The sequence below is a fragment of the Roseovarius sp. MMSF_3350 genome (assembly GCF_030733425.1).
Taxonomy (GTDB): domain Bacteria; phylum Pseudomonadota; class Alphaproteobacteria; order Rhodobacterales; family Rhodobacteraceae; genus Roseovarius.
In genome coordinates, this window is sequence record NZ_JASHIZ010000015.1 from 48,781 (window position 1) to 65,238 (window position 16,458).

Here is a 16,458-nt window from a genome sequence, read left to right on the forward strand (position 1 = left end):
CTCCTTATCGGAAGGGGGTAAAGGGCGGCGCGTGGCCGCCCTTTCGGTTCTCAGGAGATCAGTAGTTCGATTCGATCTGCACGCAGGTCTCGGTCTCGGTGTTGTACATACCGCACTCGAGCTCCTGCCAGTCGGACTTCAGCACGGCCGATTCCGGCAGGAAGTCGGTCCACGCGTCACCCGGCACTTCCTCGGTCTGGCTGATGATGTCGAACTGCCCGTCTTCCTGGATCTCGCCGATCAGGACGGGCTTGGCCAGGTGGTGGTTCGGCAGCATGACCGCGGTGCCGCCGGTCAGGTTCGGGAATTCCTGCCCGTACATGGCGGTGCGGACCGCGTCGACATCGGTGGTGCCGGCCTCTTCCGCGGCGTTCACCCACATATTGAAGCCGATGTAATGCGCCTCCATCGGGTCGTTGGTTACGCGTTCCTCGCCCATGCGGGCTTTCCACGCTTCGACCCATTCGGCGTTGGCGTCGGTATCGGCGGACTGGAAGTAGTTCCATGCCGCCAGGTGGCCGACGAGGTTCGAGGTGTCGAGGCCCGAAAGCTCTTCCTCGCCCACCGAGAACGCGACTACGGGGATGTCATCGGCTGACACGCCTTGGGCCGCCAGTTCCTTGTAGAAGCCCACGTTGGCGTCGCCGTTGATGGTGGAGATCACGCCCACCTGCTTGCCACCTGCGCCGAGCGCCACGACGTCCGACACGATCTTGGACCAGTCGGAGTGACCGAAGGGGGTGTAGTTGACGAAGATGTCCTCGTCAGCGATGCCCTTGGATTTAAGGTAGGATTCCAGGATGTTGTTCGTGGTGCGCGGATAGACATAATCGGTGCCCAGTAGCGCGAAGCTTTCGACGCCCAGTTCATCGAGGAAGTAATCCGTGGCGGGGATCGCCTGCTGGTTGGGCGCGGCGCCGGTGTAGAACACGTTCTTGGAGCTTTCCTCGCCCTCGTACTGGACTGGGTAGAACAGCAGGCCGTTGAGTTCCTCGATTACGGGCAGAACCGACTTGCGGCTGACGCTCGTCCAGTTGCCGAAGATCACGTCGACCTCGTGTACGGTCAGAAGTTCGCGCGCCTTCTCGGCGAAGAGCGGCCAGTCAGAGGCAGGATCGACGACCACCGCTTCCAATTGGCAGCCCAGAACGCCTCCTTTTTCGTTCTGCTGCTCGATCAGCATTTCCATGGTGTCCTTGAGCGTGGTCTCCGAGATTGCCATGGTGCCGGACAACGAGTGCAGCACGCCGACCTTGATCGGGCAGTCCTGCGCCATCGCGGGCAGCGCGGTCGCCATTACGGCAGCGACAGTGCTCAACAGCTTTTTAGACATTTATTCAGTCCCCTTTGCGTAACGCGCAGGGTGCTTGTGGACTAAAGTCGAATGTCCCATATATCCCCCACGCAACTTGTTGCGGAGTGCGGTGGTGATCTGGATTGCAAGGCCTGCACCATCGCACGTTCGACAGGACAAGATTCGTCCGTCGGGAACAGTGCTTCCACAAGCTTCTGCGCTGCGGCGAGGATGCAGCGGCGTAACGAGCCAAAACCTGCGGCAGGAGCCCAATTTTTCAGCGCGATTCGCGGTGTTCGCCTGTTTTTTGACCGGTCGCTCTGTGCGCGACGATCAGCTGTCCAGCAGCAAGCTTTGGCAATAGCCGATCTCGACTTCGGCGCGGCGTCTGGCCCAGCGGGCGATGCCGGGATCGCCAGAGAATTGTGCCAGGTTCAGAATGTGCGCATGCGCGCTTTTGGCCTTTATCCGTTGGTCCATGAGGACGCTGCGCATGCCATGTGGAGTCACGGAAGCGAGCATGTCCTCGAAACGCGCCCGCCGCCGTTCCAGCGCTTCGGCCTTGGCATCCCGCATCAGCCACGCATGTTCAAGTTCTGCGGAAAAGCGCCCGGTGCACCCGGCGAAAACTTGCGGTAGCGTGGCGGCGGCGGCCGGGCCGCCAAGCAGGATGCTCAGAGCAATGATGATAGTTTTCAATCCGCTCATTTCTTGATCATCACGCCAATAAAGCAGGCGGGCAAGTGATGTTTTTCCACCGCTTCAAGGCCCGCTTGACGTGTGGCCAATCCATCTCATGCACGCCTGTTTTAAAGGCAGGTGCAAGAATATCGCAAAATTAATAGGCGCATGGATGGGGCGTTGTGGCCGCCGGAAACGCTTGGGCTGGATCAGGTGGCGCGGTGCATGCTCGGTTCCGGCGTCCTGGTAAGCGAAAGCCCCTATGCACCTTGTTCAGAACTTCGAGGCCTCCGCCGACGCACCGCGCCTTCCCCGGGCGATCGGCCAGTTGCGCGTGTCCTCCAAGATGCGCGACGGGACCAGTTGCATCGACGCGCTGTACAGCGCGGGCTGCGCACGGGCTGTCTTTCCGCGCCGAACGGATGCCGTTGAGGCCATCGTGGTGAACACGTCGGGAGGGCTGACGGGGGGTGACAGTTTCGACGTCGACGCACGCGCCGGACGTGGCAGCAGGCTGGTGATCACGACGCAAGCCGCCGAACGGGCATATCGCAGCACCAGCGGGCAGGCGCGCGTCAGAACGAAGATTGCCGTAGAGGCAGAGGCGACGATGTGCTGGCTTCCGCAGGAATTGCTGATCTTCGAAGGGGCGGCTCTCGATCGGCGGCTGGATGTCGACCTGTCCGCGAAAGCGGCGGAATTCTTAATGGCCGAGCCGATCGTCCTGGGCCGTACCGCCATGCGCGAAGTGATCCATGATGCGACCTTTCTCGACAGGATCAGCGTTCGGCGCGGCGGGCGACCGGTCTATGAAGACCGCCTTTCGCTGACGGGCGATGTGCAGGCGCTTCTGGATCAGACCGCGACCGCAGGCGGGATGCAGGCGATGGCCAGCGCGCTCTATGTCGGCCCCCGTGCCGAAGCTCTGCTGCAACAGGTGCGCGCGCTTCTGCCGGCAACCGGAGGGGCCAGCCTGCTTCGTCCGGATATACTCGTGGTCCGACTGCTTGGGGGGGATGGTTTCATGCTGCGGTCGGCGCTGTGTCCGGTGCTTGAGGCATTGTCCGGGGCCGTACTGCCAAGATCCTGGAGGCTTTGAGAAACATGCAACTTACGCCAAGAGAAAAGGACAAGCTGATGATCGCGATGGCGGCAGAAGTCGCGCGCAAGCGCCTCGCGCGGGGGGTGAAGCTGAATTACCCCGAAGCGATTGCCCTGATCACCGATGCGGTCGTGGAGGGCGCGCGCGACGGCCGATCTGTCGCAGACATGATGGCGGCCGGGGCCGAAGTGGTCTCGCGCGGTCAATGCATGCAAGGGGTACCTGAAATGATCCATGAGGTTCAGGTCGAGGCTACCTTTCCCGACGGCACCAAGCTTGTCACCGTTCACAATCCCATCCGCTGACCCGATAGGAGACATAATCCATGCGACGCCTCGCCCTTACCCTCGTTCCTGCCTTGCTGGCTGCCGGCCCGGCACTTGCCCATCTCGATCCGGGTGAACACGGTTCTTTCGCGGCGGGTTTCTCGCATCCGGTATTCGGGGCCGACCATATTATGGCGATGGTTGCGGTAGGGCTGTGGGCGGCCAGCCTTGGCGGACGGGCCTTTTGGGCATTGCCGGCGGGATTTGTGGGCGCGATGGCCGGTGGGTTCGTGATGGCACTGGGCGGTGTGCCGCTGCCCCTGGTCGAGCCGATGATCCTCGCTTCGGTGCTTTTGCTTGGGCTGTTGATCGCGCTTGCGGCGCGGCTGCCATTGCCTGCGGCCGTGACGATCGTGGCGGCGATGGGTCTCTTTCACGGTCACGCGCACGGGGCCGAGATCGGCAGCGCGGGGGCGCTGGCCTACCTTGCGGGTTTCGTCGTCGCGACGGGGGTGCTGCACGCGCTGGGCGCCGCCGCCGGCTGGGCACTGGGCCGGTCGGGCGGCGCTTTGCTGTCACGTGGGGCCGGGCTGGCGGTCGCCATTGGCGGGTCTGCGCTGGTCATGGGGGGATGAGGCGATGATACCCGGAGAAATTTTTGCCGCAGAAGGCGCGCTGGAGTTGAACGCTGACCGTCAGGCTATCACGTTGGAGGTCGCGAATACAGGCGACCGGCCCGTTCAGGTGGGCAGCCACTACCACTTTGCCGAGACGAACCCGGCGCTTGATTTCGATCGTGACGCCGCCCGTGGCCACCGTCTGGACATCGCCGCCGGTACTGCCGTGCGGTTCGAGCCGGGCCAGCGCCGCGAGGTACAGTTGATCCCCATCTCGGGCGCGCGCCGAATTTTTGGATTCAACCAGCAGGTCATGGGAGAGCTATGATGGGTCGCACATCCGACGCAATGAATGCTTGGTCGAACGCGCTCGAAGCCGGGATGATCATGGCCGAGGCCTATGCCGTCATCGCCATGCGGCTTTGGGGCATGGCCGGGCTGTGGGCGGTCACACCGTCCGAAAACCACCGCATGATGTCCGAAAAGGCGGCGGCATTGACGCGCTCGATGCTCGATGCCAACACCGCTGCCTTTCGCGGTGGTGACCCGTCCCGGATCATCGCCGCCGCGATGAAGCCCGTCCGGCAGAAAACCCGTGCCAACGCCCGCCGCCTCGCCAAACGCGGTCCGAAGAGAAGGTAAGTTTATGCCCACCAGTATCTCTCGCTCGGATTATGCCGCCATGTTCGGTCCCACGACCGGCGACAAGGTGCGGCTGGCCGACACTGATCTGATCATCGAGGTCGAACGCGACTTGACGGCCCTGAACGCGGGTGCAGCCACGACGGGCGGTACCGGAGACAACGCCACCCTCTACGGCGAGGAGGTCAAATTCGGTGGTGGCAAGGTTATCCGGGACGGCATGGGGCAGTCCCAGGCCACCCGGTCCGAAGGCGCGGTGGATACCGTGATCACGAATGCCCTGATCCTGGACTACACCGGCATCTACAAGGCGGATGTCGGTCTGAAGGACGGCACCATCCTTAAGATCGGCAAGGCCGGCAACCCCGACACCCAGCCGGGCGTCGACATCATCATCGGCCCCGGAACCGAGGTCATTGCAGGCGAAGGCCGCATCCTGACGGCAGGCGGCTTCGACAGTCATATCCATTTCATCTGTCCGCAACAGATCGAGGACGCGTTGCATTCGGGACTGACGACGATGCTGGGCGGTGGTACGGGGCCGGCGCACGGTACGCTCGCCACCACCTGCACGCCGGGGCCGTGGCATCTCGGGCGGATGTTGCAGGCCGCCGATGCCTTTCCGATGAACCTGGCCTTCGCGGGAAAAGGAAACGCGTCGCTGCCGGCGGCGCTGGAAGAGCAGATTATCGCCGGGGCCTGCGCGCTAAAACTGCACGAGGACTGGGGCACGACCCCGGCGGCCATAGACTGCTGCCTGTCCGTCGCGGACGCGATGGATGTGCAGGTAATGATCCACACGGACACGCTCAACGAGTCGGGCTTCGTGGAAAACACCGTGGCGGCGATGAAGGGCAGGACGATCCATGCCTTCCACACCGAGGGCGCGGGTGGCGGGCACGCACCCGATATCATCAAGATCTGCGGGCAGGGAAACGTGTTGCCCTCCTCGACCAACCCGACGCGGCCCTTCACGGTGAACACGCTGGAAGAGCATCTGGACATGCTGATGGTCTGCCACCACCTCGACAAGTCGATCCCCGAGGATATCGCCTTTGCCGAAAGCCGCATCCGGCGCGAGACCATCGCCGCCGAGGATATCCTGCACGACATGGGAGCGTTCAGCATCATCGCTTCGGACAGCCAGGCCATGGGTCGTGTCGGAGAGGTGATCATCCGCACGTGGCAGACGGCGGACAAAATGAGGAAACAACGCGGTCGCCTGTCCGAGGAGACCGGCGAGAACGACAATCTGCGGGTCCGTCGTTATGTCGCCAAGTACACGATCAATCCGGCCATCGCGCACGGCCTGTCGGACCATATCGGCTCCGTCGAGGAAGGCAAGAGGGCCGATCTGGTGCTGTGGCATCCGGCGTTCTTCGGAGTGAAGCCCGAGATGGTTCTGATCGGCGGGTCGATCGCCTGTGCGCAGATGGGCGACCCCAACGCCTCGATCCCGACGCCACAACCGGTTTACACACGCCCCATGTTCGGCGCTTTCGGTCGCGCCGTCGAAGCATCGGCGGTGACCTTCGTTTCGGCAGCTGCCGCGGATGCGGGCATCGGAGACAGCCTTGGGCTCGCCAAGCAGACGCTGCCCGTTCAGAAAACCCGCGACATCGGCAAGGCCGACCTGAAGCTCAACGATGCTTGCCCTGAGATCGACGTGAACCCCGAAACCTACGAAGTGCGCGCTAACGGCGAATTGCTGACCTGTGAACCGGCCAGCGAGTTGCCCATGGCGCAGCGCTATTTCCTGTATTGAACACCATGACACACCTTCCGATCGCCCAGAAACTGCACGAGGCCGGCACCTGGACCGGTGAGGCGGCGCTGTGTGCGCTGACCTACGAAGACCGTTTTTTCCGACGCCGCAAGCTTACCGTGGATCAAGGTTGGTCGCTTGTGGCCGATTTCGAACAGACGGTGTCGTTAAATGACGGAGACGCCCTGGAAACCACCGATGGGCGGCTTGTGCGCATCGCCGCGGCCCCGGAGGCACTGTTGGCAGTGTCGGGGCCCGGTCTGGCGCGCTTGGCTTGGCATATCGGCAACCGGCACACGCCCTGCCAGGTGGAGGCGGACAGGCTTTTGATCCGCGATGATCCGGTGATCGCGCATATGCTGGCCCATCTGGGTGCGACCATGACGCCGGTCACCGAACCCTTCAAACCCGAGGGCGGCGCCTATGGCCATGGCCGGACCCACAGCCACGAACACGGAGCGACGGCCCATGCGCACTGATGCCTGGCTATTGACACTGGCTCAGTGGCTGTCCCCGGCATATCCCATTGGCGCCTTCGCCTGGTCGCACGGGATAGAACAAGCCGTTCGTGATGGACAGATCACGGATGCCGACACCTTGCAGGCATGGCTGCGCACCTGCCTGAGCGAAGGCGCGGGCCGCACGGACGCGATCTGGCTGCGGCTCGCCGCGGGGCCCGGAGACGTGAACGAGATCGACGCGCAACTTCGCGCCTTCGCGCCCTCCGCCGAACGTCTGTCCGAGACAGTTAGGCAGGGAGCCGCTTTCGTGTATACAACCAATGCCGTCTGGGGGCTCGAGCTCCCTCAGCTTGCCTTGCCGGTTGCAACGGGACGCGCGGCGCATCTGATGAAGCTCGACATCGACGCCTGCGTGCTGCTCTACCTGCAATCTTTCGTGTCCAACCTCGTTTCCGCCGCCCTGCGCCTGATGCCGCTCGGCCAGACGGAAGGACAGCGCGTTCTGACTGCGCTTCAGGATGACATCCTACGCGTCGAAGAAGAGACACGGGGCGCAGACCTCAACGACATCTTCAGCAACGCATTCCTGTCCGACATCGCGTCGATGCGGCATGAGACCCTCGAACCAAGGCTTTTTCAGTCATGACCAGGATGAACGGTCCCTTGCGCATCGGAATTGGCGGTCCGGTTGGCGCGGGCAAAACCACGTTGACCGCCCGTCTGTCAGAGCGGATGAAGGACACGTATTCGATCGGCGTGATCACCAACGACATTTACACTCAGGAAGATGCCGACGCGCTGGTGCGGATGCAGATCCTGCCCTCGGACCGGATCATCGGAGTCGAAACTGGAGGCTGTCCGCACACGGCAATCCGCGAAGACGCATCGATAAACCTGGCCGCTGTCGCCGAAATGCGCGACCGCCACCCGGATGTCGAGGTGGTGTTGATCGAGTCGGGCGGCGACAACCTGTCCGCCACGTTCAGCCCGGAACTGGCCGATCTGACGGTCTACGTGATCGACACTGCGGCGGGCGAGGAGATACCGCGCAAGGGCGGCCCGGCGATAACACGATCCGACCTGCTGGTGATCAACAAGACGGACCTCGCACCGCACGTAGGCGCGTCGCTGGACGTGATGCGAGAGGACGCTGCGCGGATGCGGCAGGGGCGCCCCTTCATTTTCACGTCGCTCAAGTCAGGTGTCGGCGTCGACGAAGTTCTGAACGAAATCAAAGCTATATCCGGTCTCGGCAAGACAGGGTAGGCATGTCAACTCGCAGGCGTAAGGCGCTTAGGGTTGATACACGTCTTCTGCAGAGAAGTATGGTGAGGTGTCCGAGACCTGGCGGTGTGCCGCGGCCCGAAACCGGCTTCTGTGCCTGATTGCGAGGGCGGCATCGAAGTCCGACAGCTTAGAGCTTTGATTGTCCCGATTTTCGTAATTCAACATCTCAATCTATCCCGATTATCAAAATGGCGTCAAAAGCTTAATTTACGGTCACGCACCAACCGGACGAAAGGAGTAGACCGCGCAATTGCTTACCGGGATCAGCCCCGATTCGGACGATCCGATGATGAAATAATCTTCCATAAAAGGCGTGTTTCTTTTTCCTGAACACGCCAATTTCCGACCATCATGCAACGTCTACGCCAAACTCTACGGCAAAGTTGCAAGCACCCGTCAAAGAAAAAACGCTACCCTGCCGACGCCTGCGCCGGGGAAGCAATCCAGCAATCGTTCCGGAAAGCCGCCCTCCCACGGCCTTTATGGATCTCTCGAAATATCGAACAAAGGAACTTTAAATGTCCAAGAAACTCAGGACTGCCGTCGCCGCCGCTGCCGCCGCCGCGACCATCACCGCCAGCGCAAGCGCGCAGGAAACGATCCCCGCGGAACAGCGGGTCAAATCCGTCGTCCTCGTCCACGGCGCCTTTGCGGACGGTTCGGGCTGGCGCGGCGTGTACGATATCCTTACCGCGCGGGGCTATCGTGTCAGCATCGTTCAGAACCCCCTGACCTCCCTGCAGGACGACGTGGCCGCAACCGACCGCATCCTAGACCGTCAGGACGGTCCGTCGATCCTCGTCGGGCATTCCTACGGCGGCACGGTCATCACCGAGGCGGGCATCAACCCCAACGTCGCGGGCCTCGTATACGTTTCCGCGCTGGCCCCGGATGTGGGAGAGACCACGGGCGATCAGTTCGCCGACATCCCCGCGCCGCCCGAGTTCATCATCGAAACCGGCGAGGACGGCTTCGGCTTCGTCAACCTCGAGGAATTCAAGACGGGCTTTGCCGGCGACACTACTGATGCAGACGCGGCCTTCCTCCGCGATAGCCAGGTGCCGATCAACATGGAGATCTTCGGAACGCCCGTGAAGCATGCCGCCTGGAAGGACAAGCCGAGCTGGGCCGTGATCGCGACCGAGGACAAGGCCATCGACCCGAAACTGCTGCGTCACACCGCGGATCGGATCGGCGCCGTTTCGGTCGAGGTGCCCGCCAGCCATGTGGTCTTTCTGACCAAGCCCGGCGAAGTCGCCGACGTGATCGATCAGGCCGCCCGTGCCTCCGGCGGAAGCTGACCTAGCAAGCTCATGCGGCGGGCTGGTCTCGCCGCGTGAACCTCCAGCCCGTTCACCCAGAAATCTTATGCGGGGAATTCACCCCGGCAATGGAGCCAGACCATGTCCCGTATTAACGTGAAATCCATTCTTTCGTGGAGCGTAATACTGTTCCTGATCTCTGTAGCGGCGGTTTCCATCGCCACGTGGATCGTTAACGTCGACAGTTTCTCCGGCAGCTACCCTCAAGCCGACCGCGCATGTAACTTGCCCGGATCCGAGCCGTGCCAGATCGTCATATCGGGCAAGCGCCATGTCCGGTTCTGACTCGTTCCACATGACCCGGCGCAGTGCGATTGCCGGCGGCGCGGGTCTGCTGATTGCGGCGAGCACGCCTTGCCTGACCGCCTCCGGCCTGCGGGCCGAAACATCACCCTCCAACACAGGACCACAGACCATGACCTATATCTCCGCCGATGACGGCACGCAGATCTTCTACCGCGACTGGGGCCCGCGTGATGCGCAACCCATCGTGTTCCACCACGGCTGGCCCCTGACGGCCGACGAATGGGACGCCCAGATGCTCTATTTCCTAGACAAGGGCTTTCGCGTGATCGCTTTCGATCGGCGCGGGCACGGGCGCTCGGACCAGACGGAAACCGGCAACGAGATGGACACCTATGCCGCCGATGTCATCGCCCTGGCCGACGCGCTGGACCTGAAGGCGGCCGTGCATGTGGGCCATTCCACCGGCGGTGGCGAGGTCGTGCACTACGTCGCCCGCGCCAAGCCCGGGCGTGTCTCGAAACTGGTCCTGATCGGCGCCGTGCCGCCGGTGATGGTGAAGAAGGACGGCAACCCCGATGGCACGCCGCTGGAGGTGTTCGACGGTTTCCGCGAGGCGCTTCTGGCGAACCGGCCGCAATTCTACCTCGACGTGGCATCGGGCCCCTTCTACGGCTTCAACCGACCCGGTGCGGAGGTCAGCGAAGGCCTGATCCGCAACTGGTGGCGGCAGGGAATGCAGGGCAGCGCCAAGGCGCATTACGATTGCATCAAGGCCTTTTCCGAGACCGACTTCACCGAGGATCTGAAGGCGATCCAACTGCCGACGCTTGTGATGCATGGCAGTGACGATCAGGTCGTGCCCTTCAAGGCCTCCGCCGCGCGGACGGTCGAGATCATGCCGAACGCGACGCTCAATGTCTATGAGGGTGCGTCGCACGGTATGGCGGCCACTATGGCCGGCAAGATCAACGAGGACATCCTGGGCTTCCTCAAGTCCAGCTGAAAAGGCGCGCCTGTCCCCCGATGCGCGCCTGCGCGGGCTCTGCCGCCCGCCAAGCTTCCCCCGCTTCTCCCCGGGGGAAGCTCATGTAAGCTGAAACGATGCAGAACTCATTTACCTGGAACGGTGCGGCATCGCAGAAACAAAAGCCTGGAGCTGTGAACCTTGAAGACCAAGCGCGCGATGTCGTGAAGATAGTTCGGATAGGGCGTATCATCTCGTCAAAAGATCGCTCATGCCAATTGTCGGTCCCATTTTGTGCCGGGTACAGCCGCCAGAAGGCTACGCGTGTAGTCCTCCTTGGGATCGAGAAAGACCTCGGCTACCGGGCCGATTTCCACCAGCTTGCCCTTTTGCATCACGGCCACCCTGTCGCAAAGCTGCGCCGCCACGCGCATGTCATGGGTGATGAACATCAGGGAAAGGTTCAGTCGGCTTTGCAAGTCTCGCAACAGGTCAAGCACCTGGGCCTGGATGGACACGTCGAGCGCGGATACGGCCTCGTCAGCGATGATAAGGTCGGGATCCATGGCCAGGGCCCGGGCAATCCCGATGCGCTGTCGCTGCCCGCCCGAAAACTCGTGCGGATAGCGGTCGGCGGCGCCCGCATCCAGTTCGACGATTTCCAGAAGTTCCCGTGCGCGCGCATGGGCTTTTTGTTTGGGAACGCCCTGCACGATGGGACCTTCGGAGAGTGCGTGCAGGATCTTCTTGCGCGGATTGAGCGAGGCATAGGGATCCTGGAAGATCATCTGCACGCGCCGGCGCGCGCGGCGCAGTTCCTCTGACGTGAGGCTGTTCATGTCCTGTCCGTCCAGGATGACTTCGCCGCTGTCGGCCTTTACAAGCCGTACGATTGCACGGCCCACGGTCGACTTTCCCGAGCCGGATTCTCCGACGATGCCCAGCACCTCGCCGCGCGAAAGGGTGAAGGAGACATCGTCGATCGCGGTAACGCTGCGTGCGGCCTTGAACAGACCGCCCGAGGTGACAAAGGTCTTGCACAGGTTGCGCACCTCCAGCACGGGCGTCGCGCGTACCGGCTCCGGCGTCGGGACGTGATCGGACGGGATCGCCTCCAGCAGGGCCTTGGTATAGGCGTGCTGCGGGTTGTCCAGAACCTCGCGCGCCTCGCCTTGCTCGACGATCTCGCCATGGCGCATGACGATGACCCGGTCGGCGATTTCGGCGACGACGCCGAAATCATGGGTGATGAACATCACCGCCATGCCATGCCGGGACTGGATGGTCTTGATCAGGTCGAGGATCTTTGCCTGCGTGGTCACATCCAGAGCGGTCGTCGGCTCGTCCGCGATCAGGATCGCCGGATCGAGGGCCAATGCCATGGCGATCATGGCACGTTGACGTTGACCGCCCGACAATTGGAATGGGTAGGCGCGAATGATCTTCTCGGGGTCGGGCAGCCCTACTTCGTGGACAAGGGCCAGCGCCTTGGTGCGCCGCTCGGACGGGCTGTGGCGGTTATGCGCCTCGAAGACCTCGGTGATCTGGTCTCCGATCCGCATCAGGGGGTTGAGAGCCGTCATCGGTTCCTGGAAGATCATGCCGATCCGGTCACCGCGCAGCTGGCGCCGCTCATTGTCCGGCATGGCCAGCAGGTCGCGCCCTTCGAATAGGGCAGAGCCCTGAGCGACCTCAACCTGATCGGGCAGCAGCCCCATGAGAGCGTTGGCGGTCATGGATTTGCCCGATCCGGATTCACCCACGACACAAAGGATCTCACCGGACTTCAGATCGAAGCCCACGTTCTGAACGGCATGGTCGCGGTCGGCCCCAGGCGGAAGCGATATCGCCAGATCGCGGATCGACAATACGGTCTCCATCTCAGCGTCCCTTCCGTGCCAGCCGGGGGTTCAAAGCGTCGTTCAGCCCCTCGCCAATCAGGTTCAGAGCCAGAACCGTCAGCAGGATCGCCACACCCGGAATGAAGCTCAGCCACCAGGCCGAGCGGATCACCGTGCGCGCCGCGCCGATCATGTAGCCCCAGCTCATGATGTTCGGGTCCCCCAGCCCGAGGAACGACAACGAGCTTTCCAGCAGGATCGCCGTCGCCACCATCAATGAGGCCATTACGATGATCGGCGACATCGCATTCGGCAGGATATGCCCGAAGAGGATACGACCGTTGGACAGCCCCGCGAGCCGGGCGGCATCGACAAATTCACGTTTGCGCAGGGACAGCACTTCGGCCCGCACGAGGCGCGCGACGGGCGGCCAACTGACGATAGCGATGGCCAGCGTTATCGTCGGCAGCGTCGGTTCCAGGATCGCGACCAGGACAATGGCGAGCGCAAAGTTCGGGATGGTCTGGAAAAATTCGGTAAAGCGCATGGCCCCGTCATCGACCAACCCCCCATAGAAGCCCGCGAACGCCCCCAGCGGCACGCCGATCAACAGCGCCACGAGGGTCGACACCAGCCCCACGATCAGTGAGACGCGCGCGCCATGGACAAGACCTGCCGCCACGTCGCGGCCCAATGTATCGGTGCCCAGAGGAAAGCCCTCGGTGCTGAACGGTTCAAGGAAAGGCCGTTGCACCATCTTCCACGGGCTTTCCGGGTAAATCAGCGGCGCGAAGATGGCCAAGAGAACGACGCAGCTCAGGATCACCGCTCCTATCACCGCGCCGCGGTTGCGGGAAAACCTCTTGAGGAAATCTATCATGCGTGTCTCCTCAGATCCGCGGATCAATCAGCCGATACACGATATCGGTGATGATGTTGAAGGCGATGACCATTGCCGCCGAGACGAGGAACACGCCGAGGAGCGTGTTGTAGTCTCGCGCGGTAAGGCTCTCGAACATGAGGCGGCCGATGCCGGGCCACGCAAACACGGTTTCGGTCAGAACGGCACCGCCCACCAGTTGCCCGGCCTGCAAACCGGCCAAAGTCACGACGGGTAACAGCGCGTTGCGCAGTATATGACGCCGCCGGATGGTTCCCTCCCGAAGACCCTTCGCGCGGGCGGTCTTGACGAAATCCATCTGGCTGACTTCGAGAACCGATGATCGGGTCATCCGCAGGTACACCGCCATGAAGAACAGCCCCAAAGTCAGCGCTGGCAGGAAGAGGTGTTCCAGCCGATCCAGCACCGCGGTCATGCCGGTGTATTCGGCGCCCACGGTTTCGTATCCGAAGGCCGGAAACCAGCCCAGATGAACCGAGAAGAGCACGACGGCCATCAGCGCCACCCAGAAAAGCGGTGTCGCATAAAAGAGCAATGCCATGGTGGTGATCGCGGTATCGCTCCATTTGCCCTGACGGGCGGCGGCGGCAAGGCCGAACAAGACCCCGAGAAGCAGAGACATGCCAAAGGCGGTCATGGTCAACAAAAGCGTGGCGGGCAACCGGTCTAGTATCAGGTCCAACACGGGCATCTGCTGACGGTAGGAGTAGCCCAGGTCAAGCTGGACTACGCCCGAAACGTAATTCCAGAACTGTACGTAGAGCGGCTGATCCAGCCCGAACTGTCTGCGCAGTTGCTGGATGAATTGTTCGTCTGCAGCGCCTGCCTCGCCTGCCATGACCATGGCCGGGTCGCCGGGGGCGGCATGGATCAGGAAGAAATTCAGCACAACGACCAGCAAAAGCGTGATGACAGCTTTGGCGGTACGGCCAAGTATGGCGGCGGCGAGGTTCATTTTCTGGGCCTGCTCGGTTCGCGGTGGTCTCTAGTGGCCGAAAAAGGGCTGGCCCGGGTCATGTCGGGCCAGCCCTTCGAATTGCCCGGAGGCTATTGCTCGACCCAGGCGTCGCGCAGACCGTCGTTGACACCGATGGCGGTGGTCACGAGGTCCTGCACGTCACAGCGATAGATCGTCGGGAACTCGATCTCCAGCAGCCATGCTACCGGCACGTCGTCGACCAGTTGCTTCTGGACGTCGGTATAGATCTCCTGACGCTCTTCCGGGGTCGCCGCGGTGGCGGCCTCGGCGAACATCTCGTCCACCTCCGCATTCTCATAGCCGGCGACGTTGTTCCACGGGCTGCCCTTGGCGATGTTGGACGACAGGTAGCTGCGCGCAACACCCAATGCCGGATCGCCGTACTGGTAGAGATAGGTGAAGGCGATATCGAAATCCCACTCCGCCTGTTTCTGGTTCCAGCCGGCGACGTCCGTGGCCACCACTTCGACATTGACGCCCACCTCTTCGAGGTTCTGCTTCATCGCCTCGGCCCAGCGCTGCCATGTCTCGCCGTAAGGCAAGGGCAGGATGCGCACGGTTTCCCCATCATAGCCCGCGGCCTCCAGATGCTCTCTCGCCTTGTCAGGGTCATGGTCGTACATGATCGTGTCATCGGTGTAGAAGTTCGTCTTCGACGACACAGGGCTGGTGGCGACCGTCCCGAACCCGTTCCAGATCACATCCTTCACGAACTCGCGGTCCATGGCGTACATGACAGCCTTACGGAAATCCTTGTTCGCCGTGGCGCCTTCGCGGTTGTTCATCCACGCCATCGCATGGGGCGCGAAATACTCCCACCCCTTGCCGGTGGAACAGACACCTTCCATCTCGGTCAGTCGCTTGACGTCCCAGTTCTCGACAGAGCCACCGGGCAGCACGTCGACTTCGCCATTCTCGAATGCCACTGCGCGCGAGGCAGCATCGGGAATGACGCGGTAGTACACCTCGTCCAGATAGGGCTGCCCGTCCAGATAGTAATCCTCGTTCTTCACAAGGTGGATGTAGCTGCCTTTCTCCCATTCATTGAACTTGTAGGGGCCTGTGCCGATCGGCGTGTTGTTGGCCTCGTTGTTTGCGAAGTCCGTCCCCTCGTAGATATGCTTGGGGATCATCGGCATGGTTCCCGCCTCGAAGACTCCGATGAACGGACCGAAGGGATTTTTCAGCTTAAAGACCACCGTGTGATCGTCCGGGGCGGTGATGGATTCGACATGTTCCAGGCTGACCCGAAGGCGCGCATGGGTTTCGCGCAGGAACTTGTCGACCGAAAACACCACATCCTCGGAGGTGAAAGGTTCTCCATCGTGCCAGGTGACGCCGTCTTGGAGCGTGAACGTGTAGGTCAGCGCATCGTCGGAGACCTCCCACGACTTTGCCAGCGACGGCATAGGGTTCAAGTCCGTGTCATAGCGCAGGAGGCTTTCGTAAATGTCGCCAGCGACAAGCTGTGTCGGCCCGTTCTGCACAAGGCCCAGCATCAGGCTGGGCGGTTCGGGTTGCACTACGATGTCAAGCCGCCCGCCGGCGTCCTGCGCGCCAGTCGGCAGCGCGAGCCCGAGGTACAGAATCGAGGCTGTCAGTGTCTTCTTCATCTAAGTCTCCCTGTTGATTTGCGCGATGATCATCAAACCGGGCTTCCAAACGAACGTCAGTTCCCGCCGATCCCACGCGATTTTTTCCGTCGCACGCCGCGTGCCGGTCCCCGGTCTGTCGGAGCGTGCTACGTTTACATATGCCTCCGTTCCAGAGGCGTCTGGCATCTCCAAAGTTCATCGGCGGGTCGGTTGGAAGTCAAGGTGCAATGTCGACAGACGACAAACTGACGTCCCCCAAAAAGGCTTTGGTACAAGCTCGAAGCTGCGTTTTCAGCAGTTTCAGCAGCAGTTGTGGATCTTGGCCGCCCGAGTGACAGGCAACCAGAAATAACTATTCGAACGGGGCTATACGGTTTTCGGAGCGCGCAAGGAGGCGGTCGCTGACCTGATGCTCTAAAACCGATTGCTCAGAAAAGCATGCTCATCTGACGACCGACACGCAGAAATCTGACAGCCGGGGTAGCCAGCTGCGCC

Annotated in this window: 18 protein-coding genes; 12 read left to right on the forward strand and 6 right to left on the reverse strand. The window is 62.0% G+C overall.

Features of this window, described 5'->3' with window-relative positions; genetic code table 11:
* Positions 1-58: 58 nt before the first annotated feature.
* Together urtA and RBB31_RS14560 are read right to left on the reverse strand one after the other, a co-directional pair.
* A complete protein-coding gene (gene urtA / locus RBB31_RS14555; RefSeq protein ID WP_306130026.1) occupies positions 59-1,333 on the reverse strand; it encodes an urea ABC transporter substrate-binding protein in 1,275 nt (424 codons plus the stop codon).
* Between the two features lie 294 nt (positions 1,334-1,627).
* Positions 1,628-2,002 carry a hypothetical protein gene (locus RBB31_RS14560; RefSeq protein WP_306130027.1) on the reverse strand — a complete coding sequence of 125 codons (375 nt, stop codon included), beginning with the start codon at positions 2,000-2,002 and terminating at the stop codon, positions 1,628-1,630.
* A gap of 235 nt (positions 2,003-2,237) precedes the next feature.
* Between RBB31_RS14560 and RBB31_RS14565 the strand changes: the two genes are divergently transcribed.
* The 12 genes from RBB31_RS14565 to RBB31_RS14620 all read left to right on the forward strand — a co-directional run bounded on the left by RBB31_RS14565 (position 2,238) and on the right by RBB31_RS14620 (position 10,686).
* Positions 2,238-3,074 carry an urease accessory protein UreD gene (locus tag RBB31_RS14565; RefSeq protein WP_306130028.1) on the forward strand — a complete coding sequence of 279 codons (837 nt, stop codon included), beginning with the start codon at positions 2,238-2,240 and terminating at the stop codon, positions 3,072-3,074.
* 5 nt (positions 3,075-3,079) lie between these two features.
* On the forward strand, positions 3,080-3,382 hold the full coding sequence (locus tag RBB31_RS14570; protein WP_306130029.1) for an urease subunit gamma: 303 nt from the start codon (positions 3,080-3,082) through the stop codon (positions 3,380-3,382).
* Between the two features lie 20 nt (positions 3,383-3,402).
* Positions 3,403-3,978 carry a HupE/UreJ family protein gene (locus tag RBB31_RS14575; protein WP_306130030.1) on the forward strand — a complete coding sequence of 192 codons (576 nt, stop codon included), beginning with the start codon at positions 3,403-3,405 and terminating at the stop codon, positions 3,976-3,978.
* Positions 3,979-3,982: 4 nt separating this feature from the next.
* Positions 3,983-4,288: an urease subunit beta gene (locus RBB31_RS14580; RefSeq protein WP_306130031.1), complete on the forward strand. Its 306-nt coding sequence runs from the start codon at positions 3,983-3,985 to the stop codon at positions 4,286-4,288.
* Positions 4,288-4,602 (forward strand): antifreeze protein, encoded by a 315-nt coding sequence (locus RBB31_RS14585; protein ID WP_306130032.1) that lies wholly within the window; start codon positions 4,288-4,290, stop codon positions 4,600-4,602. Before RBB31_RS14580 ends, RBB31_RS14585 begins: the two co-directional genes overlap by 1 nt.
* A 4-nt stretch (positions 4,603-4,606) precedes the next feature.
* Positions 4,607-6,367, forward strand: coding sequence for an urease subunit alpha (ureC, locus tag RBB31_RS14590; protein WP_306130033.1), 1,761 nt, complete (start codon positions 4,607-4,609; stop codon positions 6,365-6,367).
* A 5-nt stretch (positions 6,368-6,372) separates the two neighbouring features.
* Positions 6,373-6,846, forward strand: a complete 474-nt coding sequence (locus tag RBB31_RS14595) for an urease accessory protein UreE (protein ID WP_306130034.1) — start codon at positions 6,373-6,375, stop codon at positions 6,844-6,846.
* Complete coding sequence (locus RBB31_RS14600; RefSeq protein WP_306130035.1) at positions 6,836-7,474, forward strand: urease accessory protein UreF; 639 nt, start codon at positions 6,836-6,838, stop codon at positions 7,472-7,474. Before RBB31_RS14595 ends, RBB31_RS14600 begins: the two co-directional genes overlap by 11 nt.
* Positions 7,471-8,094: an urease accessory protein UreG gene (gene ureG / locus RBB31_RS14605; protein WP_306130036.1), complete on the forward strand. Its 624-nt coding sequence runs from the start codon at positions 7,471-7,473 to the stop codon at positions 8,092-8,094. The genes RBB31_RS14600 and ureG overlap by 4 nt, the downstream gene beginning before the upstream one ends.
* 539 nt (positions 8,095-8,633) lie before the next feature.
* Positions 8,634-9,416, forward strand: coding sequence for an alpha/beta fold hydrolase (locus tag RBB31_RS14610; protein ID WP_306130037.1), 783 nt, complete (start codon positions 8,634-8,636; stop codon positions 9,414-9,416).
* A gap of 102 nt (positions 9,417-9,518) precedes the next feature.
* On the forward strand, positions 9,519-9,722 hold the full coding sequence (locus tag RBB31_RS14615; RefSeq protein ID WP_306130038.1) for a hypothetical protein: 204 nt from the start codon (positions 9,519-9,521) through the stop codon (positions 9,720-9,722).
* 130 nt (positions 9,723-9,852) lie between these two features.
* A complete protein-coding gene (locus RBB31_RS14620) occupies positions 9,853-10,686 on the forward strand; it encodes an alpha/beta fold hydrolase (RefSeq protein ID WP_371931333.1) in 834 nt (277 codons plus the stop codon).
* Positions 10,687-10,916: 230 nt separating this feature from the next.
* On the opposite strand, the gene RBB31_RS14625 is transcribed toward RBB31_RS14620, so the two are convergent.
* From RBB31_RS14625 to RBB31_RS14640, 4 genes are all read right to left on the reverse strand, one after another.
* Positions 10,917-12,527, reverse strand: coding sequence for an ABC transporter ATP-binding protein (locus RBB31_RS14625; protein WP_306130040.1), 1,611 nt, complete (start codon positions 12,525-12,527; stop codon positions 10,917-10,919).
* A gap of 1 nt (position 12,528) precedes the next feature.
* Positions 12,529-13,368 (reverse strand): ABC transporter permease, encoded by an 840-nt coding sequence (locus RBB31_RS14630; protein ID WP_306130041.1) that lies wholly within the window; start codon positions 13,366-13,368, stop codon positions 12,529-12,531.
* A gap of 10 nt (positions 13,369-13,378) precedes the next feature.
* Complete coding sequence (locus RBB31_RS14635) at positions 13,379-14,344, reverse strand: ABC transporter permease (RefSeq protein WP_306130042.1); 966 nt, start codon at positions 14,342-14,344, stop codon at positions 13,379-13,381.
* A gap of 92 nt (positions 14,345-14,436) precedes the next feature.
* A complete protein-coding gene (locus tag RBB31_RS14640; protein ID WP_306130043.1) occupies positions 14,437-15,981 on the reverse strand; it encodes an ABC transporter substrate-binding protein in 1,545 nt (514 codons plus the stop codon).
* Positions 15,982-16,458: the final 477 nt, after the last annotated feature.